Source organism: Caulobacter sp. Root1472, assembly GCF_001426985.1.
GTDB classification, from domain to species: Bacteria; Pseudomonadota; Alphaproteobacteria; order Caulobacterales; family Caulobacteraceae; genus Caulobacter; species Caulobacter rhizosphaerae.
The window spans coordinates 20,039-42,343 of sequence record NZ_LMFX01000014.1; the positions used below are offsets into that span (position 1 = coordinate 20,039).

Here is a 22,305-nt window from a genome sequence, read left to right on the forward strand (position 1 = left end):
ACTACCGCTCCTCGTCGAACCGGTTGGACACGAGTTCGGTCAGGGCCTCGACCGCCGCGTCGGCTTCCGGTCCCTCGGCGGCGATGTCGATGGTCGAGCCGATGCCGGCGGCCAGCATCATCAGGCCCATGATCGAGCGGGCGTCGACGCTGGTTCCGTCGCGGGCGACCGTGACCTCGGCGTCGAAGCCGGAGGCCAGCTTGACGAACTTGGCCGAGGCGCGGGCGTGCAGCCCCCGCTCATTGACGATCTCGACCGTTCGCTCCGCCATGCGACTCATTTTTCTCCCGCCAGCACGTAGGAGGCCACGGAGATATATTTGCGTCCAGCCTCCTGAGCGTGGGCGACGCAGGCCTGCAGGTCCTCGCGCTGGCGCACGCTGGCCAGCTTGATCAGCATCGGCAGGTTCAGGCCGGCGATCACCTCGGCCTTGGTCTGCTCCATCACCGAAATGGCCAGATTCGACGGCGTGCCGCCGAACATATCGGTCAGCAGGATCACGCCGTCGCCATCCTGGTCGACCGCGGCGCACGCCTTCAGGATATCGGACCGGCGACGCTCCATGTCGTCTTCCGGACCGATGCAGATGGCCTTCACCGCGCCCTGCGGTCCGACCACATGCTCCATGGCGGAGACGAACTCCTCCGCCAGCCGCCCGTGCGTGACTATCACGAGCCCGATCATGCCTGATCTCTCAAACGGGATCCCCATAACCCGTGGCGGCAGGGAGGCGCCGCGCGGGCCGCCTTGATACGCTTGTTAGTCGGCGACTCCAAGATGCTCAAACACTCGTCTGATTTTCCCGGGCCCGCCGGGTTCGAGAGGCCACAGGTCCAGCACCCGCGTCGACACGCCCTCGATGACCTCGAATATGGGATCGGGTAACCGCTCGACGGCCTGCGGCCGATCCACGCAGCGCACCAGAAGGTCGATCGGGCAGAGCGCCCGATGCGGCCGGGGCAGCACGCCCACGCCGCGAACCTCGACCAGTCCGGCCAGGGCGTCCGGCGCTCGGCCGTAGAGCCGGCCGCCGGAGACGAAGGTCACGGTGCGGTCGTCGGCGACCAGGACGAAGCCCTGGTCGAGGGCCCGCAGCGCCAGATCGCTCTTGCCGACGCCCGACGGCCCCTCGATCAGCGCGCCGCGCCAGATTCCGTAGACCCGACGGGCGATCAGCCCCGCATGGCGGATCATTCGCGCGGCCCTCCCTCGCGATGGGCGTCGCGCGGGCCACCGTGATGATGATGATGGTGGCCGTTGTGGGCGCTGGCTTCGGGGAGATCGACCAGGAACCGGGCGCCGATCACCTTGCCTTCGGCGTCCTTGCGGTTCTCGGCCCGCATGGTCCCGCCGTGCGCCTCGACGATCTGGCGAGCGATCGACAGGCCCAGGCCCGAATTGCCGCCGAACGCCTTGCCCTTCGGCCGCGAGGTGTAGAACCGCTCGAAGATCGTCTCCAGATTGTCGGGCGGAATGCCCGGGCCGTCGTCGTCGACCGTGACGATCAGGCGATTGTGATGGTCGCGCAGGCCCGGGTCGCGCTTGAGCGTCACCCGCACCTCGCCGTCGGCGGCGCTGAACGAGCGGGCGTTGTCGATCAGGTTGCGGAACACCTGGCCCACGGGGGTCTCGCGCGCCACGATCCGGGCGTGCGGCGGCGCGCCCTTGGCGTCGAAGGTCACCCGCACGCTGCCCGGAGCGTCGCCTGGCCGCAGCTGGGCCTCGTAGAGGTGAATGACCTCGGCCAGCAGGCCGTTCAGCTCGAAGGCCCGCGGCGCCTCGCGCGACAGCTCCGCGTCCAGCCTGGAAGCGTTGGAGATGTCGGTGACCAGCCGATCCAGGCGGGTGACGTCCTGCTGCAGGATGCCCAGCAGCCGGGCCCGGGCGGCGGGATCGGTCACCAGGTCCAGGGTCTCGATCGCCGAGCGGATCGAGGTCAGGGGATTCTTGATCTCGTGGGCCACGTCGGCGGCGAAGCGCTCGATGGCGTCCATCCGCTCGGACATCGAGTCGGTCATCTCCTCCAGGGCCCGCGACAGGTCGCCCAGCTCGTCCTTTCGGCCGGAGATGTCGGGCAGAGAGATGGCCCGGGCGCCGTCCAGCCGCACGCGGTCCGCGGCGCTGGCCATGCGCAGCACCGGCTGGGCGATCAGGCGGTTGAGCAGGAACGACGAGATCAGGGTGGTGGCGATGGCGATCAGGGCGAACGGCAGCAGCGCCTTGCGCTCGGCGGCGATGATCTGGTCGACGTCGCCGGCCTCCAGGGTCAGGACGCCCAGCACCGCCCGCACGTGTTGGATGGGGATCGACACCGACACCACGCGTTCGCCCATCTCGTCGATGCGGGTGCCGGCCACCGGCTCGCCCAGCTTGGCCTGGGCGATCTCGGCGGCCAGGGCCTGGCGCGCCGCCTCGGCGACCTTGGGCTTGGTGTCGGGGTTGTGGGTCGGCAGGCCGAAGGCCGGCTGCCCCGGCTTGCGGGCCGGTGGCAGCGCCCTGGACTCCACCCGATCGGCGACGACGTAGGAATCGGCCAGCTGGTTGCCCTGGGCGTCGAACAGCCGCGCCCGCTGCGAGCGCGGGATGAACAGGCTCTGCAGGATGTCGCTGGCCTGGTCGGGGACCAGACGCGGCTCGGGGTCGCCCACGGTCGCGGCCAGGTCGATCACATTGGCGATCAGTTCGCCCTGGGTGGTCAGGCTGTCGATCCGGGTGTTGATCAGACCGCTGCGCAGCTCGTTGAGCACCAGCGCTCCGCCCAGCAGCACCGCCAGGGCCAGCAGGTTCAGGCCGATGATCAGCCGGCCCAGGCGCGAGCCCCTCGGCCAGGCGAGCTTGGGCCAGGCCAGCCTCGGCAGGGTCAAACCCCGCCTCGGCCTGGCCTCCGGGCCGGACTCCCCGGCCCCCTTGCGATCAGGATTCGCGATATCGGTAGCCGACGCCATAGAGGGTTTCGATGGAATCGAACTCGGGATCGACCTGCCGGAACTTCTTGCGCATGCGCTTGATGTGGCTGTCGATGGTGCGGTCGTCGACATAGACCTGATCGTCGTAGGCGGCGTCCATCAGGTTGTCGCGGCTCTTCACGAAGCCCGGGCGCTGGGCCAGCGACTGCAGCAGCAGGAACTCGGTGACCGTCAGGCGCACCGGCTTGCCGTCCCACAGGCTGTCGTGCCGCGCCGAATCGAGCGTCAGCTTGCCGCGCTTCATGATCTTGGAATTGGCCGAGCCGGGGGCGGCGCTGGCGGCGTCCTCCTCCTCGGGGCGAGCCCGGCGCAGCACGGCCTTGACCCGCTCCAGCAGCAGGCGCTGGCTGAACGGCTTGTGGATGTAGTCGTCGGCCCCGAGGTTGAAGCCGAGGATCTCGTCGATCTCGTCGTCCTTGGAGGTCAGCATGATCACGGGGATCTCGGTGCTCTGGCGCAGGCGGCGCAGCACTTCCATGCCGTCCATGCGCGGCATCTTGACGTCCAGGATCACCAGGTCGGGCGCCTGGCTCTCGACCGCGTCGAGCCCCGACGCGCCGTCGTAATAGGCCTTCACCACGTGACCGTGGCTTTCCAGCGCCAGCGAAACCGAGGCGACGATGTTCTCGTCGTCGTCGATGAGAGTAATATCGGCCATCGAGCCCTATGGGTCCTTTCGCGATTTTCCTGCCGATACTATCGATCGGCGTCGCACGCTACAACGCGCCCCCTGTAACGCATGGAGGCGGCCAAGCTTTCCCTGGCTTTTGCGGCTCCAGCGTGGCGCGATTGCGGCGCGCTTCCGAACGGCGCCCGCCCCGCGTTTTCGGCCGGCAACCTCACCTTAAGGTCTTGTATCCCATAAGGGAGCTTCGGGGAGCCCTTTGCCGATGAGCGACCAAGTCCATTACGAGCTGTTCGTGCGCCGCAAGCCCGGCGCGCAGTGGACGCTCGACATGGCCACCGAGATCCGCACCCACGCCCTGCAGACCGCCGAGGAGGCGCTGGAACAGGGGCGGGCGATCGCCGTGCGGGTCAGCAAGGAAACCCTCGACCCCGAGAGCCGCGAATACAAGTCCATCTCGATCTTCACCAAGGGCCAGGTCGACGGCGGCAAGCCCAAGAAGGTGCAAGAGGACCTGGATCCGCTCTGCGTCCAGCCCGCCGACCTCTACACCGCCCACGCGCGTGACCGCATCGGCCGGCTGCTGGAGGGTTGGCTGGCGCGCCACAACGCCACCCCGTTCGAGCTGTTGCACCGTCCCGACCTGGTCGAGCAGCTGGAAGCCTCCGGCACCGACCTGCAGCACGCCCTGCAAAAGATCGCCATCCCCGAGGCCGAGGCCCGGGGCATGTCGGTCCACGAGCTGATCCGCACCTTCCAGGGCCTGGTCGAGCGCACCGTCGCCAACCTGATGAAGCAGTTCAAGAAGGGCGCCCTGCCCGACCTGGACAAGGAAGGCTTCGCCCGCGCCGCCGAGCGGCTGTCCACCGATCCCGACCGCGCCTTCCTGCTGGGGGCCGGCGTCGCCGCCTCGATCGCGCCCGGCAAGAACTGGTCCGAGAAGATCGCCCGCCTGCTGGACCTGGCCGACGCCGCGCCCAGCGATCCCAAGGCCCGCGCCGCCGCCCTAGCCGCCATCGAGACCCCCCTGGCCGAGATCATCGGCTCCAAGGCGGGCATGGCCGACCTGCTGGGGGCCCAGGACAAGGGGGGCGACGCCGACCTGGGCACGACCCTGGCCGCCATGACCCGCCTGGCCGGCGGCGCCCAGGTCGAGGGCCTGATCCGCGTCGAGGCCGGGGTGCGCACCTGCATGCCCGAGCTCTCCGGCACGGCCAAGCGCCTGGGCGAGTGGCTGGCCGGTGACGATTTCCCGGCCGTGCGGATGTCGATCGCCCAGCGGGTGCTCAAGGAGCTGAACGGCGTGCGCCGCCTCAAGCCCGCCGACGCCGAGGCCGAGATCGAGTTCCTGCGCGCCCTGGCCATGAGCCTGACCGCCGCCGCCGGCCGCATCCTGCCGCCGGAAGACATCACCAGCGCCTTCACCACCCGGTCCAAGACCCTGCTGAACGGCGAGTTCATCGAGGCCCTGCTCGGCCGCGACCGCTCGTCGCGCGAAGAGATCCTGATGCTGATCCGCCTGGCCGAGAACGTCATGGGCGCGGTCAACAAACGCATGGCCGCCCGCTGGCTGTCGGCCAACGTCCTGGCCCTGCGCTTCGAGCGCGAGCTGCGCCAAGGCCCCGACTCGGCGGCGTCCAAGCTGGCCGCCCTGGCCGCTCTGCAGCGTTCCCTGGTCCGCTCAGGCCTGGTGGTCGAGGACTACGGCCCGCTGTGCGCCCGCCTGGGCGAGGTGGGCGGCATGATCGAGGCCGACGCCCGCCTGGTCGCCATGCTGGTCCGCGCCCCTGCGCCCCTGCCCCAGAAGCTGGCCGTGCTGATCAAGCTGGCCATGGGCGAGGCCGGCCCCACCGGCCCGGTCGCCGACAAGGCCAAGCTCGAAGCGATGAAACTGGCCCGGGCGCCCGAGGCCCGCGAAGAACTGGCCAACTCGCCCGAGACCATGGACCTGCTCAAGGGCATGGTTCAGCAGAAGGCGGCGGCTTAGGGGACAGGCCCGCACGGCCGTCATCCTCGGAACAAGTCCGTGCACCTACCGAAACCGACAAAGCGCCTTCCACTTCCCCCGGAAAGCCGCCCGCAGCCTTCCGCTGCCTGCCCTCCCGGTCATGCGCCCGGCCAAGACCGTCGCCAAATCCCGATCAGGCCGCTTAGCGCGGTGGCCGCTTCGGTGCTGTCGTCTGGATCCTTTAGCGCCTCGGCTACACGCACCGACACAAGGTCTCTGTGGCTATCCAGGTTCACAGGATGAAATCGCCGGCGGAAAGCGAGAACAGGCCGTCAAGCCGCACGACCATCTCGGCCGCGCCGCCAGTGCCGTTGTCGAATTGCACGTCGGTCACGCCCCCCGAGGCGACGTAGCGGATCGAGGCGACGCCGCCGCCGCTGAAACCGCCCGTGCCGTTGAAGGCGAACTGGCCCACCGACAGGGCCGAGACGTCGATGAGGTCCCCGCCCGCCACGCCGGCGCCGTCGAACCCCACGATCACGTCTCGCGCCAAGGCGCTCGACTCGCCCCAGGCGCGATAGACGAAGGTGTCGGCTCCGGCGCCGCCGGTCAGTCGATCCGCGCCGGCTCCGCCGTACAGCAGGTCGTCGCCGGCCCCACCGTTGAGCTGGTCGGCCCCGCCGTCGCCGTTGATGACGTCGCGGCCGCTCGAGCCGGTCAGGATATCGTTGCCGCCCAGTCCGGAAATCGAGGCGACGCCGACGACCGAGGCGAAGATGGAGAAATCCAGGGTGTTGGCGTTGGAACTGCCCCGCACCGCCTGACCGCCGCCGTCGAACACCTCGATCGTGCTGATGGTCGCGGTCTTTTCCAGGACCACCGCGCCGCCGGCCGGATCGACCCGCAGCGTGTCCGTTCCATCGCCGCCGATCAGTGTGTCGAACTGCCCCTCGGCGGCGCGGATCAGCAGGATGTCGTCCCCCCGACCGCCGTCCACCCGGTCCGTGCCGCTGCCGCCATCGAGCGTGTCGCCGCCGGCGTCGCCGAACAGTTGATCGCTGCCCCCCAGTCCCCGGATCGTGTCGTCGCCACGACCGCCGTTCAGGGTATTGGCCCCGCTCGTGCCGGTGAGGACGACGCCTGCGGTGGTTTGGCCGTTGATGGTTATGGTGACCACCGCGATGTCGCTGATGAGGCCGTCCGAGACGGTGTAGGCGAAGCTGTCGGTCGCCGTCTGGCCGCTGGCCAGGGTGTCGAACGCCCCGTTCGGGTCATAGGTGAAAGCCCCCGAGGCGTTCAGGGTCAGCCGGGCGCCGGAGGCGAGCGGCGTCGCGGTCCCCAGCCCGCTGGCGCCGCCATTCAGCGCGACCACGCTCAGCGCGTTCCTGTCCGGATCGACATCCAGGCCCGCGAGGTTGGTGATGACGTTGCCGGTCAGCACGACGGCCTCGCCGGTCGCGAAGACGTCGTCGCCCGCCACCGGCGCGTCGTTGCGGCCATCCATCCGCACGGTCGCGGTGTTGAGCGTGGTGTTGACGCCGTCCGACACCCCGTAGCTCGCCGTGAGGGTTTCAAAGGCTCCCTGCGCCAGGTCGTTGAACTGCGACGGCGACAGCGTCAGCACGCCGGAAGGCTGGAGGCTGAAGGTCACGACGCGCGAGGCGTTGGACGAGGTCACCGTCAGGTTCTGAACCGAGAGCGGCTGGCCCTCGGGATCGGTCGCGGCGGCCAGCAGGTCGATATTGAGGGGGGGCGTCGCGTCCTCGTTGCTGGTTCCCGCATTGATCGGGCTGACGGTCGGCGGCGCGTTCGAAGCGGGGGGCGTCACATTGACCGTCACCGTCCCCGCCGCGCTGCCGCCGAAGCCGTCGATCACGATGTACTCGAAGCTCGCCGCCCCGACGAAGCCCGCGCTCGGCGTGAAGGTGACGGTTCCCGTCGCGGCGTCGAACCCGGCCGTTCCGTTGATCGCATTCCTGACGGCGCTGACGGTAAGGGTGTCGCCATCGGCGTCGGTGTCTCCGGCCAGTAGCGTCGCCACCGCGAGTTGGAGCGGCGTGTCGCGCGCGGTGGTCGCGGCCTCGGCGTCGGCGACCGGCGCGTCGTTGAGATCCACCGAGAGCACGACCTGGCTCGCCTGCACGCCGGCCGTGGCGGGATCGGCGTCGACCTGCCGTCCCTTGCCGGCGACATTGAGGAAAATGCCCTCGCTGGTCAGGGTGAAGTCGCTCGCCGTCAGCGGCGTCGCCGCTCCCGCCTGATTGGTGAAGCCGCGCTGACTGATGATCGACACGCCGCGGACCATCGGCAACAGCCCGTCGGCGTCGCTGAGCCGTACGCCGTTGAAGGGCTTGTCCTGGGCGGTGGCGAACGCGACATAGGCCTGGCTGAACACCGCCGGGTCGAGGGGAAACTGGATCTGGAGGGTCAGCGCGCCGAGATCGACCGCCGCGAGCCCGTACTGTCCGTTGCCGATGGCGGCCGGATCGGCGTTCGGCAGGTTGGCGAACTCGACGGCGCCCTGCGTGGTGTTGACGGTGGCGGTCTGCCGCGCGCTGGCGGTCGGGAACAGCGTGTCGGGCGTCGAGCCGAAGATGTACTCCGCCGTGATGGAGCGGCCCGCGAAGGTCGCCGGTCCGGGCGGACCCTCGGCCAGGTCGGTGACGGCCACGGTAATCGCCTGCTGAACCGCCGGCGCGATCCCATCGGAGACGCTGACCGTCAGCGCGTAGTGGTTATCGCCCCCCGTATCCCGCGGCGCCTCGAAATCCGGCGCGGTCAGGAAGCGCAGTTCGCCGGTGCTGGCGTTGATCGTGAACAGCGCCCGATCGTCGCCGGCGGCGATGGCGTAGGTCAACCCATTCCCGTCCGGGTCGGTTGCGCTGAGCGCGCCGACAAGCGTGCTGTTCTCAGCCATCGAGAAGGCGGCCCCCGAGGTGAACACCGGTGGCCTATTGGCGCCGTTTGGCGGGTCGAACACCACGTCGACCCAGTAGTTTCCGGCGTTGTAGCTGTGGTTGGGGAACTGCACGCCGGCCCCGTAGACATAGACGCCGTTGCCGCCGACCTGGCTGCTCGCCGGGGCGCTCAGCACGCCGAACGGCTCGTTGTAGGTGGTCGAGAAATAGTTGTCGGCCGCCAGGTAGTTGTTGTCGGTCTTGTAGGAGGCGACGTAGAGGGCGCCGGCCTGGATCGTGACCGGCGTCGTCAGCGTCGCGACCTGCCAGCCTGACTGGCCCGGCGCGGAATTGAAGGTCACCGTCGCGAGTAGGGTTCCGTTGGCCGCCCAGAGATGCCCCTGGCGCTGGTCGGTGTCGTTGGAGTCGCCGGCCGCGCGGAAATAGCGAAGCGAGGTGATCGCGCCGCCCTGCGTCGCCTGGAACTTGACGCCGAGCTCGACCGCCTGCCCGTCATTGTAGAGCTGCCCCGTGGGCGTGACCGAGGACCCGAACAGACTGACGGTGTTCGGCGTCTGCGGCGCGGTGACCGTGACGACATCGGTGGCCAGTTGGTTGACGGGGCGGATGTTCAGGCTGTCGTCAATGGCCCGCGCCTTGATGGTGTAGACACCCTGCGTGGTGGGCGTCCAACTGTAGGTCCAGTTCGCCGTGCCTTGCGCCACTCTCCAGTTCAACCCGCCATCGACCGACACCTCGACGAGGGCGACGCGGCCGTCGTCGTTCGACGGGTCATTGTCGATGTCGGCGGCCGAGCCGCTGATCGTCACCTGCGAAAAGGCGCCGACGCTGTCGGGCAGGTCGGTCAGCGTGGTGGTCGCGGCGATCCGATCATTGGAGCCGAGCGCCCGCGCCAGCCCCTGCGATTGCAGGATCGCGTCCGAGACGCCGGGCTGGATGCCCATGTCGGCGAACATGTTGATGGTGAACTGCTGCAGCGTCGCCGATTGGATGTTGGCGCCGTAGGGGCTGGAATCGTGCTGGTTGCTGAGACCCCAGCTCCAGAACACCGTGCCGGCCCCGAACACCAGGGCGCCGCTTGGGGCCCGGTAGAGCGACAGGCTGTGGGTCGCCGTGCCGGGCGCCGTGCGATTGCCCTGGTCGGTCAGGATCTCGCTCCAGGGGATCGTCGTTTCCGAGAGCTTGATCAGGCCCGCGGGGCGGAACGCGTCCGTCGGCGATGTGTCCCATTCGTAGCCAAGGATGCCGGGGGCGATGTCGAGCGCGCCGTTCGGTCCGACGCCAGTGTTGCGCCATACCCGCAGGCCCGCATAGGCGGCGGGTATGTCCAGCGCTCCGCCGAACTCGCCTGAGCCGTCGGGGCCGAACAGCTGGCCGGTGAGCGTGTTCTCGGGCCTGGCGCCGACCGCGTTCGGGTTGCCGACAAAGCGAAGGTCGCGCCAGGTGCCGGTCCACTCAGTCGACGGATCGACGTTGGGGTAGTCCTGCGGCCCGGCCCCCAGCGAATAGTTGAACTTGGTCTCCTTGTAGCAGACCAGTGTTCGATACTCGACGCCATCGACGATGCTGCTTTCCCAGCGCGTCTTCCAGTAGACCTCGTTGCCGCTCCAGAAGAGCAGGTTCACGCCGGCGTCGCGTGCGGCCTCCACATTGGCGCGCTGGGGGCCGGACCAGTATTCGTCGTGGCCAACGGAGATGAAGGCCTTGTGGCTGGTGAGGTAGCTCGCGCCCAGCCGGTCGGTGTCGACGCCCGAGACGTAGGAGACGCTGTAGCCGTTCTTCTCAAGCCAATAGAGCGCCGCGTAGTCCGCGCCGAACAGATAGTCCTGGCCGCCAGCATAGGTGCCGCCGCCACCGCGGGTGATGAAGGGGCGGTTGTAACTGACCGCGAACGCGCGGTCCTGGTCGAGCGGACTTTGGTCTGGCGCGATGTTGGCCGGCTGGTCGAAGCCGCCGTAGAAGCTCCCGCCGACCTGCCCATTACGCCCGGCCCAACCGTTATAGGCTTGCCAGGTGGTGTCGGAGGTCTGCAGCAGAACGTCGCTCGCGCCGCCATCGTCGCGGACGATGAAGGGGACCTGGTTGGTGGCGCCGTTGTCCGCGCGCACCAGCTTGGCCAGATAGACCCCCGAGACGGCGTCGGCCGGCGTCGTCCAACTGGCGCTGACCGACCAGTTGCCGGCGTCGACGAGGCCTCGGGAGTCGGTGATCGGGTCGGGTTGCCGAACGCCGGTGAGGCCGTTCAAGGTGGTGACCAGGGTTGCGCCGTCGCCCCCGTAGTAGCCAAGCCGATAGATCTCGATGCGGTAGGGCGCCGTCGCGCCCTGGGCGACATTGAGGTTGATCTTGAACGAGACCGTGCTGCCGTTGTCGACGCTGAACTGGGTGGCGAAGCCTTCGATCTGGTTGCTGGCGGGCGCGTCCCAGACATCTCTGGGCGTCCCCGGCTTCTGGTTTTCAAGAACGATCGGGTTGTCCACCGCTCGCCTCCTGCGCGTGACGGGCCGGCTGGAGTCCAGGTGACATCGCGTCAGTGCGACGGCGGCTCGGCCCGAAACGCTGACCTCATTCCGGTGGTGGTCGTCGTATCATTTCATAGGTTTGGCGTGGGATGGCTAGGCCGTCGCGACGGTTCCGCCTTCAGATCGGGCCAGGCCTTTCAGACCGCGTCCTTCCCTCGGCCGATGAGCCCCTCAGTCGGGTTCCTTAGGAGGCGGTGAGGATGATCCCCCGATGCGGCCCGCGCGGGCGGCCAGTTCGCGGTTCTGGGAGAAGCTGCGTTTCCCAGACGGCACGCTGGCGCCGCCGCGCGCGGCGATTTCCCGGCGGCGTTCCGGGCTGATGGCGGCGAAGCCGCGCTTGGCCTTGGGTTTTTCACCATCGAGCGTCATGACCGCCTCCATCCGATGATGGAGTTGGCGCGCGCGCCCGGAAGTGATCCCCCTCTTATGTTGGTTCGAAGGCCATTCAGGGGAACTGGGGCTGGCCTCCCGCGAGCTGGCGGCCGCCGTGAGCACGATCAACGCGGCTAAAACGGTCGCCCCCTTCGCGCGCGCGCATGGGGCCGCTGGCGCAGCAGAAGGCGGTTGCAATAGGCGTCCACCATCGCCTCGCTCTCGACGGGCTCGTAGCGGAACGCGAATACGGGCAGCAGCGAATACTGCACCTGGAGCATCAGGCGCGGGCCTGTGGTCGGACGGCCGCCACAGTGCACCCCCAAGGTATCAGCCATGAAGGTGGTGCCCATCGGCCCTGTCACGATCGCTATCTTGTGGCCCCCGAAGCGCGTTTCAATTTCGAGCTGCGTGTAGGCCCTCGTGGTCAATCCGAAGGCGGTGTCGTGGGATCTTCGGACGAAACTGTGCGGGCCCGAGCCAGCGTCGACGTCCGACAGATAGATGAACAGCTTCAGGAAGCGCCAGTCGTCGACATCGCGATGAAAGCTCTGAAACCGCCTGGCCTCGCGGCTGAACGGGAATGTCCAGCGCACGCCGATGCTTGAAATCGTTGGTTTGCAGCCCAGATAGTCCGCCGCGATCCGCAGAACCCGCGGCGCGTTCACGAGCGTCAGCAGACCTGGACACGCAAGGACGGTCTCCAGGCTGTAATCCGCCGCGGCGGCGCCCGCCGGCAGTTGTTCGACAGGGAGGCGCCCGCCGTTCGGCGCGGCGACCATGGCGCCGCGGAAATAGTCGGCGATCCGCTTGATCTCGGCCCGGGGAACGAGGGGCGGCAGCATGGCCAGCCCCTCCTTCTTGAGATCGGCCAGCACGGTTCTGCACGTCCCGTCGCGTGGCCAGGTCACTGGTCCGCCCTGTCGCACGCGCACGGCCGCGGCGATGAGAAACGACAGGGCGCGGCGGATCACGGGCGCGGTCGCCATCCGCTGTCCGTAATAGAACAGCGCGCGTCGCGCCTGGAACCCGGGCCCAGGCTTGAGCCGAGCATAGGGGATCATGGTGCCCTCGTGGTGTGGTGCGGCATCTCGCCCAGCGGCCGAATAGCGCCTTCTCACCGGCCGCCGATCCATCATTCGACATAGTCATGATCGTCCCAGTGTTCCTATTCATGGGGTGCAACCGCTCGATCGTTCAGCGGCGAGCGGAGACCGGGGCGACGCCACGTGGCCCGGGTCGCAGGCGTAAAAGGGGCCAAACATTGGAACGTCGACTGTCGAGCATCTCCGCGGCCGCTGACGGATCGTCCGGACGACGGACCCTCAAGATCAGCGTTGCGCGTCATTGGCGGAAGCTCGGCGTTATGAGCGTGCTCTGCGCGGTGATCCCGCTAGCCGCCAACGCCCAGCCCGCCACGGACCTTGGCCGACACGCGCCCGTGTCGGAGGGGGCCGTGTCGGAGGCGGCCGTGTCGGAGGCGGCCGACTACCTCATCGGGCCGGGCGACATCCTCCAGATTTTCGTCTGGAAGAACCCTGACCTTTCGGTGGAAGCGCCGGTCCGCCCCGACGGTCGGATCACCACCCCGCTGGTGCAGGACATCCAGGCGCAGGGCCGCCGGCCGACGGAACTGGCCGAAAACCTCCAAACCTCGCTTTCCAACTATATCCAGGAGCCGGTGGTCACCGTCGTGGTGAAAGCCTTCGCCGCGCCGGGCAACTCGGCCGCGGTCCGTGTCATCGGGGCGGCCGTGACGCCCAAGACGGTCCCGTATCGGGCCGGGCTCACCGCGCTGGACGTGCTGATCGATGTCGGCGGCCTCACCATGTTCGCCAATGGCAACGGGGCCAAGCTGCTGAGGCGCGAGAACGGCGCCTACCAGTCCTACCCGCTGCGGCTCAAGGACCTGGTCCGATCGGGCGACCTGCAAGCCAACGTGAACCTGATGCCGGGCGACATCATCCGCATCCCTGAACGGATGTTCTGACCGAACCCATCGGCCTTCAATGCCGACCCCGCCCGAGGGCGAGGCCGGCTTCGAGAGAGTAGTGCTTCCATGCTCGATCCCCTCTTCACGCTCATCAGGAACGAAAGCCGCCGGATCTGGTGCTACCGCTGGCTGGCGGCCGCGACCACCGTGGCCCTGTGGGGCGGCGCGGCGGCCTACGTTCTCCATCTCCCGAACGAATACGACGCCTGGGGGCAGATCTACGTGAACGGCCAGACGCCGCTCGCCGCCACCGCTGAGGGCATGTCCATCGTGGGGGAAGGCTATGGCAGCCCCTACGTCGTCCAGAAGACGCTGCTCAACGACGTCAACCTCGAGAAGGTCGTGCGGCGGATGGATCCGGCGGCGGCGTCGATGAACCGGGCCGCCCTTGAGGTGGAGATGGCCCGGCTCAGGAAGAAGATCACCCTGGCGCGAGACCCGGGAGAGGATTTCGTCGAGCTTCATGTCAAGGACAAGGACCCGGTTCGGGCGCGCGACGTGGTGCGGCTGTTGTTGAACCAGTTCGTCGCCCGCAACGTGGATCGCGCTCAAGCCGATCTCGGACGGGCGGGCCAGTTCCTCGACGAGCAGGTGGATTCCTACGCCGCGATGGTCGCGGCCTCGCAAATCAAGATCGCCGAATTTCGGCGAAGCCACCCCACGGTGTCGGCCACGACGATCGACACTGGCTTCCAGGACTCGAGGCCGGCCCCCGCGCCCGTCGCCCAGGCGGCTCCGGCGCCAAGGTCCTTCGCCGCCGCCAGGCGCGTGACGGAGCTGGAGTCGCAACTCACGGGCCTCCGCGCCACCTACACCGAACAGTATCCGGACGTTATCGCGACCCGCCGGCAGCTCGCCGAAGCGCTCCGCGCGCGCGATCTGGAGGAGAGGGAGGCCCTGACCACCGCGCCCCGATCGCCGGCCCTGGTCGCGGGATATGCGCCGCGGCGGATCATGCCCGTCCCCATCCCGCCCGAGGTCGCTTCGGAATGGACCAATTTGCAGAAGAACGACGAGGTGCTTCGCAACGCCTACCAGCAACTGCTCAACAAGCGTGTCGCCACCCGGATGTCGCAGGCCGTCTACGGCGCCGACGGCGTCGGCAAGTACCAGGTCACCCGGGAGCCTACGGTTCCGACGGCCCCGATCGGACCGCACCGCGTCCTTTACGTGGCTCTGGCCGGCGTGCTCGCGATCGGCGGCGGGCTGGCGGCGGGATGGCTGCGCGCGGCGACAAGGAGCATATTCGTATCGACGCAGGAGCTGGAACAGGCCGTGCAGCTTCCCGTGATCGGCACGCTGTCCTGGGAGCCCGCATGGAACGCCCGGCCGACTCGACTGGCCCGCGCGCCTAGACGCATCGGCGGCCCGGCGTCGAACCCGCCCATCATCCTGAAATCCTATCGTACAACCTGGGACTACCGGCCGTGAGCAACATGCCTCAACTCCTCCCGAGCCTCGTCGCGACCGACTCCAGGGCCCTGACGACCAACAACCGCGACACGCCCCTGGTCCAGAACCTGTGGACACGCGCCGGAGAGCTGAAGCGGGTCGGCGTGGTCGCCCCGCCCCGCTTCGACGAATCCCGCACGCGCGAGGAGTTCCGGGTCCTGAAGCGACACATGCTGGCGCGGATGGAAGCGGATGTCGGGCCCTACGATCCCCGGACCATCCTGATCACCAGCGCTTCGCCTGGCGAAGGCAAGACCACGATGACCCTCGGGCTCGCCTTGAGCTTCATGTTTGAGCACGACCGTCGCGTCGTCCTCATCGACACCGACATGGGCGGTTCCGAGCTCTCCAGGCGCATGAAGCTCGGCGACCAGCTGGGACTTCTCGACTATCTGGACGACGAGGATCTGGAAGTCAGCGACATCCTGTACCCCACCAGCGTCCGAGGCGTTTACGCCGTCCCGTTCGGTCGGCCCCGCATAACGGCGCCAGAGCTGATGGCCGGCCAACGCATGGGGCGCCTGATCGAGACGCTGCATCACGGAAGCGAGGAGCGGATCGTGATCATGGACTCCGGCTCGGTGCTCTCCTGCAGCGCGACCGTCTCGCTGGCCAAGCACGCCGGCCAGATCCTCTTCATCGCGGCCATGGGCGAGTCGAAGCGGGCGGAAGTCGACGAAGGACTGGGCATCCTGCACCGCCACGCCGGTCCGCTTGACGCGGCGCGTGTCGCGCTGGTCTTCAACAAGACCGACCGGTCGCAGTCGCACGTTCGCTATTCCAGGCGGCATTGAGCCGGTCGGCTCGGGGGAAACGGCGGAACATGTCTTGCGAACACCCCTCGCGGCGGAAACCTCATCCCGGCGTTACCTGGGCCGCGCTCTTCTGCACAACCTGCATGACCCTGACCGGAGGCGTCGCGCCAGCCGCGGAACCCGTCGATCAACGCCCGTTCTCGATCACCCCGACCTTGGGCGTTCAGGGCGTCTACACCGACAATGCGCGCGTCACCGCCTCCGACAGGACGTCGGACTTCATCCTGCGCGGCCTGCTCGGCGTGGAAGCCAATCTCGCCACCAGCCGCGTGACGGCCCGGGCTGTCGGCGAGGCGTCCTACGACGTCTATTCGCGCCTGTCGGACTTCAACGGGGGGTCTGTGTCCGGCAACGGCGCGGCGAACCTGCAGCTGATCCGGGACACCCTCGCCATCGAGGCCGAAGGCGCGGTCACCAATGGCTCCATCTCGACATTCGGCGCCCCCGCCACCCAGCGTCACGGGGTCGGCGGACGCGTCCGGCTGTCCACCTACGCCGTAGGCCCACGCCTGACGATGACGCGGGGCGATCATGTCGACGTCGCGGCGGCGGCGCGCTTCTCGCAGGTCTTCTACGCGACGAACGACCGCGATTCCGCCCGGGCGCTGCCGGAAGACGACAGCATCGTCCAGCTGGTCGGCAGCGTCGGCAGCGGCGCGCGGCTGCGGCGATACGAATGGCTGACCACCGGCGAGTTCGTCAAGGACGACCGTGGCTACAAGGCCGCGAACGCGGTCCAGTCGGTGTTCGTGGGACTCCGGCCGAAAGTCCGCCTGATCTCGCGCGTCGGCTATGAACGCGTCACGCCGCCGGGCATTGCGCGCATCACCGCGCCGATCGCCAGCGCCGGGTTGGAGTTCACGCCGAACGCGCGCTCGAAGATCAGCGTCGAAGGCGGCAGCCGATACCACCGCACCGCCTGGGCGGCCGACGCCAATTTCCAGGTCTCGCGAACCTTGCAGCTGATCGGCGCCTATTCGAAGACGATCCAGCCGGGCCAGCTCGCCGTGGCCAGATCGTTCCGCGAGTTCGTCCAGCGCAGCGCACAATTGCAACTGCCGAACGCGCCGACGGGCTTCACGTTCGACGGCAACCTCTACGGCGAGACATCGGTGTACAGGTCCGGCGAGCTGCGCGCGCTCTATACGGGCGCCACCGATTCCCTGACGGCCTCGGGAAGCTGGACGAACAGGACCTTCCTGCGGTCTGGCGGCCGTGACCGAACCTTCATCGGTCAAGTGGACTACACCCGGCGTCTTCGACCGGACCTCACGCTCTCCCTCGGAACGCACTACGCCCACACCTATGAGAGCCTGCTCTATGGGGCGAGCAAGACGCACGGCTTCTCCGGTCGCCTGACCTACAAGATCAATCCGAGAACCGAGTTCGACACCAGGTTCGACCGGACCAAAAGCCGGCAGCTCTTCCCGGGCGGCGAACGGATCACCGAGAACGCCGTCTCCATCGGCCTCAGGAGGACCTTTTGAACCGCCGGGATCGCGGGTCGGTCGCGCCGACGGCCCAGGTCATCAATGGCCTCTCCGTCGACGTGGAAGACTACTTCCAGGTTCAGGCCCTTGCCTCCATCTACCCTCGCGCGGACTGGGAGGGGTGCGAATCCCGGGTGGAGCGCAACACGCAGCTTATCCTCGACGTGTTCGCCGAGGCGAGCGTCAGGGCCACCTTCTTCACCTTGGGCTGGATCGCCGTCCGTCACCCTGGCCTCGTCCGCCGCATCGCCGACGCCGGCCACGAGGTCGCCAGCCACGGCTTCAGTCACATCCGGGTGGACAGCCAGACGCCCGAGGACTTCCGCGACGACGTTCGCAAGTCGCGCCGGGTTCTGGAAGACATCGCCGGCGTGCCGGTGCGGGGCTATCGCGCCGCGACCTTCAGCGTCGGGCCGCACACGCCCTGGGCTTGGCGGACGCTGGAGGAAGAGGGCTACGCGTACAGCTCGAGCGTCTACCCGGTCGCCCGGGACTTCTATGGCGTTCCGGACGCGCCGCGCACCGCCTACCGACCCGACGGCGCCACCACGCTCGTCGAGATCCCGATCTCCACCGTCCGCTTCGGCGCGCGCAACTGGCCTTGCGGGGGGGGCGGCTATTTCCGGCTGCTGCCCTACTGGCTTTCCCGCGCCGCCATCGACCGCGTGAACCGCGTCGATGACATGCCCGCCGTCTTCTACATCCATCCCTGGGAACTGGACCCCGGACAGCCGCGCGCCGGGGGCGCGCCGCTCAAGTCCCGCCTTCGCCACTACGTGAACCTGTCCAAGACGCACGATCGCCTGAGGCGGCTGGCCCGCGACTTTCGCTGGGACCGGATAGATCGCGCCTTCGACCTGGCCGGAGGCCCTCGATGACGCCGACTTCCGAGCAAGAGTGGGATGAGTTCGTCCTCAACCACCCCGACGCCACCTTCTTCCACCGATCGGCATGGCGCGAGGTGGCGAGCCAGGTCTTCGGTCACCGGGCCCACTATCTGACCGAGCGGCGTGACGATGGAAGCCTCGCGGCGATCCTGCCGATGGTGGAGATCCGCAGCCGCCTTTTCGGCCACGCCCTGATCTCGAACGCCTTCTGTGTCGGCGGCGGCCCGCTCGCGTCGGACGCGGATTCCTTCGCCGCCATCCTGGACCAGGCCGAAACACTGGGGCGCAAGCTGGGGGTCGACTACGTCGAGCTGCGCGACCTGCCCGTGGCCTCGGGGAACTGGCGCGCGCGCGGGGACCTCTATGCCGGCTTCGCGGCGCCGATCGCCGCGGCCGAGGAGGACAATTTCGAGCAGCTGCCCAGAAGGCAGCGGGCTCTCCTCCGCAGGGTCTTTGCACGCGGCATGACCACCCGCGTCGAGACCTCTCCCCAGGTGTTCTACGAACTCTATTCCCGCACCATGAGGAACCACGGCACGCCCGCCTTGCCGGCACGGTTCTTCGAGCGGCTGTACGCGGTGTTCGGATCGGATTGCGACATCCTGACGGTGAGTTCCGGGGGTCGACCGGTCAGTTCGGTCCTGAGCTACTACTTCCGTGGCCAGGTCCTGCCCTACTATACCGGCAGCCTGCCGGAGGCGCGCGCCCTCCAGGCCAACGACCTGATGCTCTGGGCCCTCATGCGGCACGCCGCGGAACGCGGCTGCACCACCTTCGACTTCGGGCGCAGCAAGGTCGGAACGGGTCCCTACGAGTTCAAGCGCCATTGGGGCTTCGAGCCGCGGCCGATCACGCATCAATATCGATTGCTGAAGTCCAAGGTCCTGCCGAACGTCAACCCCACCAACCCGCGCTACGCCGCGCTGATCGGAGTCTGGCGGCGGCTGCCCCTGCCGGTCGCCAACGCGATCTCCCCAATCCTAAGCCGCAGCCTGGCCTAAGCCGCAGCCTGGCCTAAGCCGCAGCCTGGTCTGAAAGCGGCTTGACCACGTCGGCGATGAGCCGATCCATCGCCTCGAGCTGGACGTCCCAACGATGGTGGCGCTGCACGAACCGCCGGCCGCGGGAACCCAGGTCCGCCGGAGCGAGGCCCAGCAACACGTCCGCGACCGCCGTCGCGAAGCCTTGAGCGTCCGCCCCCACCAGAACATCGCGCCCCGGCCGCGCGGCGATGCCGTCGAGCGCGTCGGGCGTGGCCACGACGGGGCGCCCGGCGGCCAAGCCTTCGAGCACCTTGTTCTGGATCCCGCGAGCGATGCGCAGCGGCGCGACCACGACCGCCGCTCCCGCGAGGTAGGGCCGGACGTCAGGCACCGTGCCGGTCACCTCGACCCCTGGCGTCGCGCGCAGGGCCAACACCCGTGCGGCGGGCGCCGCGCCGACGATGCGAAACACCGCGTCGGGTCTGCGCTCACGGACCTTGGGCAGGATCTCGCGCACGAACCATTCGACGCCGTCGATGTTCGGCTCGTAGTCCATGCGGCCGCAGAAGACGATCGCCGGTTGGATGTTCGGGTTCGGGATCACCCCAAAGCAATCGGCGGCCACCCCGTTGGTGATGACGAGCAGCTTGTCGGCGCCGTCGGGCTGAAGGTTCGCCAGCAGCCGCCGTTCGGTCTCGGAGACCAGGATCCCGGCGACCGCCGCGTCGAGGGCGCGCCGCTCGAAGCGGATCAGCCGCCGCGTCTCGGCGGCGTAGATCCAGCGCGCGGGGACCGAGGCGCGTTCGGCGTAGGCGCGCCACTTCTCGGCGTCCGCGTCGACGAAATCCACCACCAGGCGCGCGCCGGGGCGCATCCGGCCGACGACGTACTGGGCCATGGCGGAGGAGAAGACGAAGACCACGTCCGGGCGGACCTCCCGCAGCACGTCCTCGATCCAGCGTTCAAGCATCGGATGCCGGAAACGCGCCACGCTCAGAGGCGCCCCGGCAACCGCCGCCCAGGCCATGTTGCGGGCGCGACGGAAGCGGTCGAGGGGGGCGAAGCAGGCGTCGCGGTAGCGAGCCTTGGCCATCGGCAGGCTCCGCAGGTCGGCCAGGTCGTCCGCCCCCGCGCCGAGCCAGATCTCATGCCGCGCGGCGAGATGCTCCAGGATATGGAACGCCCGGATCTTGTCGCCCTTGTCGGGCGGGAACGGCACGCGGTGTGCGAGGAACAGAATTTTCGCCATCGGGGGTCGTCCTCGCCTTTTGACAGGCCCCGCACGACGCGGCGGAGCCAAACTCCAGTCCTCGGTAGCGGCGGACTTGGAGGCAGCATGTGCGGGATCGCGGGCCTGTTCGATATCAAAGGATCACGGCCATACGATCCGGCGCTGCTCCGGCGCATGATCGCCGCGATCGCCCACCGCGGTCCGGATGGCGCGGGCGTCCATCTTGAGCCTGGCGTGGCGCTCGGCCATCGCCGGCTGGCCATTATCGACATCGTGGGCGGCGCTCAGCCGATGGAGACCCGCGACGGGGCCCTCACCGTCGTTTTCAATGGCGAGATCTACAACTTCCATGAGCTGCGTGCGGAGCTCGAGGACAAGGGCGCGCGCTTCGAGACCCGTAGCGACACGGAAGTGCTGCTGCATGGATGGCGCGCATGGCGGGAGGTTCTGTTCTCGAAGCTGCAGGGACAGTTCGCGTTCGCGCTTTGGGACCAGAACGAGCAGACGCTCGTCCTCGGGCGCGACCACTTCGGGAAGAAGCCGCTGCACTACCAGGTGAGTCCCGACGCGACCCTGGCCTTCGCCTCCGAGATCAAGGCCCTGCTGACCCTGCCGCAAGCCGATCGCGCCTTGGACGCGCAGGCGGTCGAGGACTTCTTCACCTACGGCTATGTGCCTGACCCGAAGACCATCTACCGTTCCATCCGGAAGCTGCCGGCCGGGCACTACCTGTTGGCCCGGCGGGGGCGCCCTCCGGAGATTCGTCGATACTGGTCCCTGCTGGAGACCGCGCCGGCGTCGGGAACCGTGACCCCCGAGCTCCTGGTGGAAACACTGGCCGCGGCGGTCAAGCGTCGCCTCGTCTCCGACGTGCCCCTGGGGGCGCTGTTGTCGGGCGGGGTCGATTCAAGCGCCGTCGTCGCCCTGATGGCGTTGCAGGCCGGGCGCCCGATCGACACCTTCTCGATCGCGTTCGGCGACCGGGATTTCGACGAGACCTCCTACGCCCGCGCCGTGGCGGAACGCTATGCGACGCATCACGACGTCCGCCGGGTCAGCGCCGACGATTTCGAGATGATGAGGCGACTGCCGGAAATCCATGACGAGCCGTTCGGCGACGTCTCGGCGATCCCCACCTTCGCCGTGTGCGCCCAGGCCCGGCGATCGGTGACGGTGGCCATGTCGGGCGACGGCGGCGACGAGGCGCTCGCCGGCTATCGACGCCACGCCTTCCACTGCGTCGGGGAGCGTGTGCGCGCCCACGTCGCGCCGTCCGTGCGCGCTCGCCTGCTCGGCCCGCTGGCGGACATCTATCCGTGCGGCGCCTGGCTCCCACGGCCCCTCCGCGCCAAGACCACCCTGCGTGAACTGTCGCTGGATTCCGCGAGCGCCTACGCCCGCATGTCCTCCGCGCTGCCCGAGGAGGCGCGGGCGGCCCTGCTGACGACCGATTTCCGGAAAGCGCTGGGAGGCTACGACGCCGGCGACGTCGTTCGCACGGCGTTCAATGCGGACGCGCCGCTGGATCCGCTGCAACGCGCCCAGTACGCCGACATCATGACCTATCTGCCTGGCGACATCCTGACCAAGGTGGACCGGGCAAGCATGGCCAATTCCCTGGAGGTCCGATCGCCGATGCTCGACCCGCAGTTCGTCGCCATGGCCTTCTGGCTGCCGCCGGCCCTGAAGCTGTCGCGCGCGAGCGGCGGCAAGGCCATCCTCAAGCGCGCCATGGAGCCCTACCTGTCGCGCGATCTGCTCTACCGGCCCAAGCAAGGCTTCTCGGCGCCCATCGCGCGCTGGTTCCGAGGCCCCCTGCGCCAGGCGATCCTTAGCCTGGCGGACAGTCCGCACCTACGCGACTGCGGCATGATCGACACCGGGCGTGTGAGAAAGATGGCCATCGAGCATGTCGAGGGGTTCCAGGATCACTCCAAGGCGCTCTGGCTGACCTGGGTGTTCGACGCCTTCCTGGCGCACAACGCCGCATCCGGCGCTCAGGCCGCCAACGACCAGCGCGAAGAGGACCCGTCGCCGAGCGACCGGGAGATCGCCACGCGGCCCGCGGCGTCATCGACTCTGGTCTGAGCGTTGACCGTCCAG

At 68.5% G+C, this 22,305-nt stretch carries 17 protein-coding genes; 8 read left to right on the forward strand and 9 right to left on the reverse strand.

Features of this window, described 5'->3' with window-relative positions:
- Position 1: 1 nt before the first annotated feature.
- From ASD47_RS11510 to ASD47_RS11530, 5 genes are all read right to left on the reverse strand, one after another.
- Entirely contained in the window at positions 2 to 280 is a 279-nt protein-coding gene (locus ASD47_RS11510; RefSeq protein ID WP_056756108.1) for an HPr family phosphocarrier protein, read from the reverse strand.
- The gene (locus tag ASD47_RS11515) at positions 277 to 684 is read right to left on the reverse strand and encodes a PTS sugar transporter subunit IIA (RefSeq protein WP_056756109.1); all 408 of its coding nucleotides are present in this window, start codon (positions 682 to 684) and stop codon (positions 277 to 279) included. The genes ASD47_RS11510 and ASD47_RS11515 overlap by 4 nt, the downstream gene beginning before the upstream one ends.
- 75 nt (positions 685 to 759) lie before the next feature.
- The gene (locus ASD47_RS11520) at positions 760 to 1,194 is read right to left on the reverse strand and encodes an HPr kinase/phosphorylase (protein ID WP_056756112.1); all 435 of its coding nucleotides are present in this window, start codon (positions 1,192 to 1,194) and stop codon (positions 760 to 762) included.
- Positions 1,191 to 2,945, reverse strand: coding sequence for an ATP-binding protein (locus tag ASD47_RS11525; RefSeq protein WP_056756114.1), 1,755 nt, complete (start codon positions 2,943 to 2,945; stop codon positions 1,191 to 1,193). Before ASD47_RS11525 ends, ASD47_RS11520 begins: the two co-directional genes overlap by 4 nt.
- Positions 2,914 to 3,624: a response regulator transcription factor gene (locus tag ASD47_RS11530; protein ID WP_056756117.1), complete on the reverse strand. Its 711-nt coding sequence runs from the start codon at positions 3,622 to 3,624 to the stop codon at positions 2,914 to 2,916. Before ASD47_RS11530 ends, ASD47_RS11525 begins: the two co-directional genes overlap by 32 nt.
- A 232-nt stretch (positions 3,625 to 3,856) precedes the next feature.
- Here ASD47_RS11530 and ASD47_RS11535 point away from each other — a divergent pair, with 232 nt between their 5' ends.
- Positions 3,857 to 5,578: a hypothetical protein gene (locus ASD47_RS11535; RefSeq protein WP_056756120.1), complete on the forward strand. Its 1,722-nt coding sequence runs from the start codon at positions 3,857 to 3,859 to the stop codon at positions 5,576 to 5,578.
- A 253-nt stretch (positions 5,579 to 5,831) separates the two neighbouring features.
- Here ASD47_RS11535 and ASD47_RS11540 read toward each other — a convergent pair whose 3' ends face one another.
- The 3 genes from ASD47_RS11540 to ASD47_RS11550 all read right to left on the reverse strand — a co-directional run bounded on the left by ASD47_RS11540 (position 5,832) and on the right by ASD47_RS11550 (position 12,415).
- Positions 5,832 to 10,937, reverse strand: coding sequence for a N,N-dimethylformamidase beta subunit family domain-containing protein (locus ASD47_RS11540; RefSeq protein ID WP_056756123.1), 5,106 nt, complete (start codon positions 10,935 to 10,937; stop codon positions 5,832 to 5,834).
- Between the two features lie 213 nt (positions 10,938 to 11,150).
- On the reverse strand, positions 11,151 to 11,348 hold the full coding sequence (locus ASD47_RS11545) for a stress-induced protein (protein WP_056756126.1): 198 nt from the start codon (positions 11,346 to 11,348) through the stop codon (positions 11,151 to 11,153).
- 137 nt (positions 11,349 to 11,485) lie between these two features.
- The gene (locus tag ASD47_RS11550) at positions 11,486 to 12,415 is read right to left on the reverse strand and encodes a hypothetical protein (protein WP_235525857.1); all 930 of its coding nucleotides are present in this window, start codon (positions 12,413 to 12,415) and stop codon (positions 11,486 to 11,488) included.
- Between the two features lie 302 nt (positions 12,416 to 12,717).
- Between ASD47_RS11550 and ASD47_RS11555 the strand changes: the two genes are divergently transcribed.
- The 6 genes from ASD47_RS11555 to ASD47_RS11580 all read left to right on the forward strand — a co-directional run bounded on the left by ASD47_RS11555 (position 12,718) and on the right by ASD47_RS11580 (position 18,989).
- A complete protein-coding gene (locus ASD47_RS11555) occupies positions 12,718 to 13,341 on the forward strand; it encodes an XrtA/PEP-CTERM system exopolysaccharide export protein (protein WP_056756131.1) in 624 nt (207 codons plus the stop codon).
- A gap of 69 nt (positions 13,342 to 13,410) precedes the next feature.
- Entirely contained in the window at positions 13,411 to 14,775 is a 1,365-nt protein-coding gene (locus tag ASD47_RS11560; protein WP_056756135.1) for a hypothetical protein, read from the forward strand.
- Positions 14,776 to 14,900: 125 nt separating this feature from the next.
- Positions 14,901 to 15,590, forward strand: coding sequence for a chromosome partitioning protein (locus tag ASD47_RS11565; protein ID WP_235525860.1), 690 nt, complete (start codon positions 14,901 to 14,903; stop codon positions 15,588 to 15,590).
- Between the two features lie 104 nt (positions 15,591 to 15,694).
- Complete coding sequence (locus ASD47_RS11570; protein WP_056756138.1) at positions 15,695 to 17,098, forward strand: TIGR03016 family PEP-CTERM system-associated outer membrane protein; 1,404 nt, start codon at positions 15,695 to 15,697, stop codon at positions 17,096 to 17,098.
- Positions 17,095 to 17,979, forward strand: coding sequence for an XrtA system polysaccharide deacetylase (locus ASD47_RS11575; RefSeq protein WP_056756141.1), 885 nt, complete (start codon positions 17,095 to 17,097; stop codon positions 17,977 to 17,979). Before ASD47_RS11570 ends, ASD47_RS11575 begins: the two co-directional genes overlap by 4 nt.
- Positions 17,976 to 18,989, forward strand: coding sequence for a FemAB family XrtA/PEP-CTERM system-associated protein (locus tag ASD47_RS11580; protein WP_056756144.1), 1,014 nt, complete (start codon positions 17,976 to 17,978; stop codon positions 18,987 to 18,989). Before ASD47_RS11575 ends, ASD47_RS11580 begins: the two co-directional genes overlap by 4 nt.
- A 13-nt stretch (positions 18,990 to 19,002) precedes the next feature.
- Here the strand turns inward: ASD47_RS11580 and ASD47_RS11585 are convergent, their stop codons facing one another.
- Positions 19,003 to 20,220, reverse strand: a complete 1,218-nt coding sequence (locus ASD47_RS11585) for a TIGR03087 family PEP-CTERM/XrtA system glycosyltransferase (RefSeq protein WP_056756148.1) — start codon at positions 20,218 to 20,220, stop codon at positions 19,003 to 19,005.
- On the opposite strand from ASD47_RS11585, the gene asnB reads away from it, so the two are divergent.
- Entirely contained in the window at positions 20,194 to 22,290 is a 2,097-nt protein-coding gene (gene asnB, locus ASD47_RS11590) for an asparagine synthase (glutamine-hydrolyzing) (protein ID WP_235525863.1), read from the forward strand. The genes ASD47_RS11585 and asnB overlap by 27 nt on opposite strands.
- The last annotated feature ends 15 nt before the right edge of the window (positions 22,291 to 22,305 follow it).

What these genes read in the sequence shown, in the direction of transcription:
- ASD47_RS11535 (WP_056756120.1), top strand. Translation starts at nt 3,857, where the DNA reads ATGAGCGACCAAGTCCATTACGAGCTGTTCGTGCGCCGCAAGCCCGGC.
- ASD47_RS11530 (WP_056756117.1), bottom strand. Translation starts at nt 3,624, where the DNA reads ATGGCCGATATTACTCTCATCGACGACGACGAGAACATCGTCGCCTCG.
- ASD47_RS11585 (WP_056756148.1), bottom strand. Translation starts at nt 20,220, where the DNA reads ATGGCGAAAATTCTGTTCCTCGCACACCGCGTGCCGTTCCCGCCCGAC.
- ASD47_RS11560 (WP_056756135.1), top strand. Translation starts at nt 13,411, where the DNA reads ATGCTCGATCCCCTCTTCACGCTCATCAGGAACGAAAGCCGCCGGATC.
- ASD47_RS11580 (WP_056756144.1), top strand. Translation starts at nt 17,976, where the DNA reads ATGACGCCGACTTCCGAGCAAGAGTGGGATGAGTTCGTCCTCAACCAC.
- ASD47_RS11525 (WP_056756114.1), bottom strand. Translation starts at nt 2,945, where the DNA reads ATGGCGTCGGCTACCGATATCGCGAATCCTGATCGCAAGGGGGCCGGG.
- ASD47_RS11545 (WP_056756126.1), bottom strand. Translation starts at nt 11,348, where the DNA reads ATGACGCTCGATGGTGAAAAACCCAAGGCCAAGCGCGGCTTCGCCGCC.
- ASD47_RS11550 (WP_235525857.1), bottom strand. Translation starts at nt 12,415, where the DNA reads ATGATCCCCTATGCTCGGCTCAAGCCTGGGCCCGGGTTCCAGGCGCGA.
- ASD47_RS11515 (WP_056756109.1), bottom strand. Translation starts at nt 684, where the DNA reads ATGATCGGGCTCGTGATAGTCACGCACGGGCGGCTGGCGGAGGAGTTC.
- ASD47_RS11520 (WP_056756112.1), bottom strand. Translation starts at nt 1,194, where the DNA reads ATGATCCGCCATGCGGGGCTGATCGCCCGTCGGGTCTACGGAATCTGG.
- ASD47_RS11555 (WP_056756131.1), top strand. Translation starts at nt 12,718, where the DNA reads ATGAGCGTGCTCTGCGCGGTGATCCCGCTAGCCGCCAACGCCCAGCCC.
- ASD47_RS11510 (WP_056756108.1), bottom strand. Translation starts at nt 280, where the DNA reads ATGAGTCGCATGGCGGAGCGAACGGTCGAGATCGTCAATGAGCGGGGG.
- ASD47_RS11570 (WP_056756138.1), top strand. Translation starts at nt 15,695, where the DNA reads ATGACCCTGACCGGAGGCGTCGCGCCAGCCGCGGAACCCGTCGATCAA.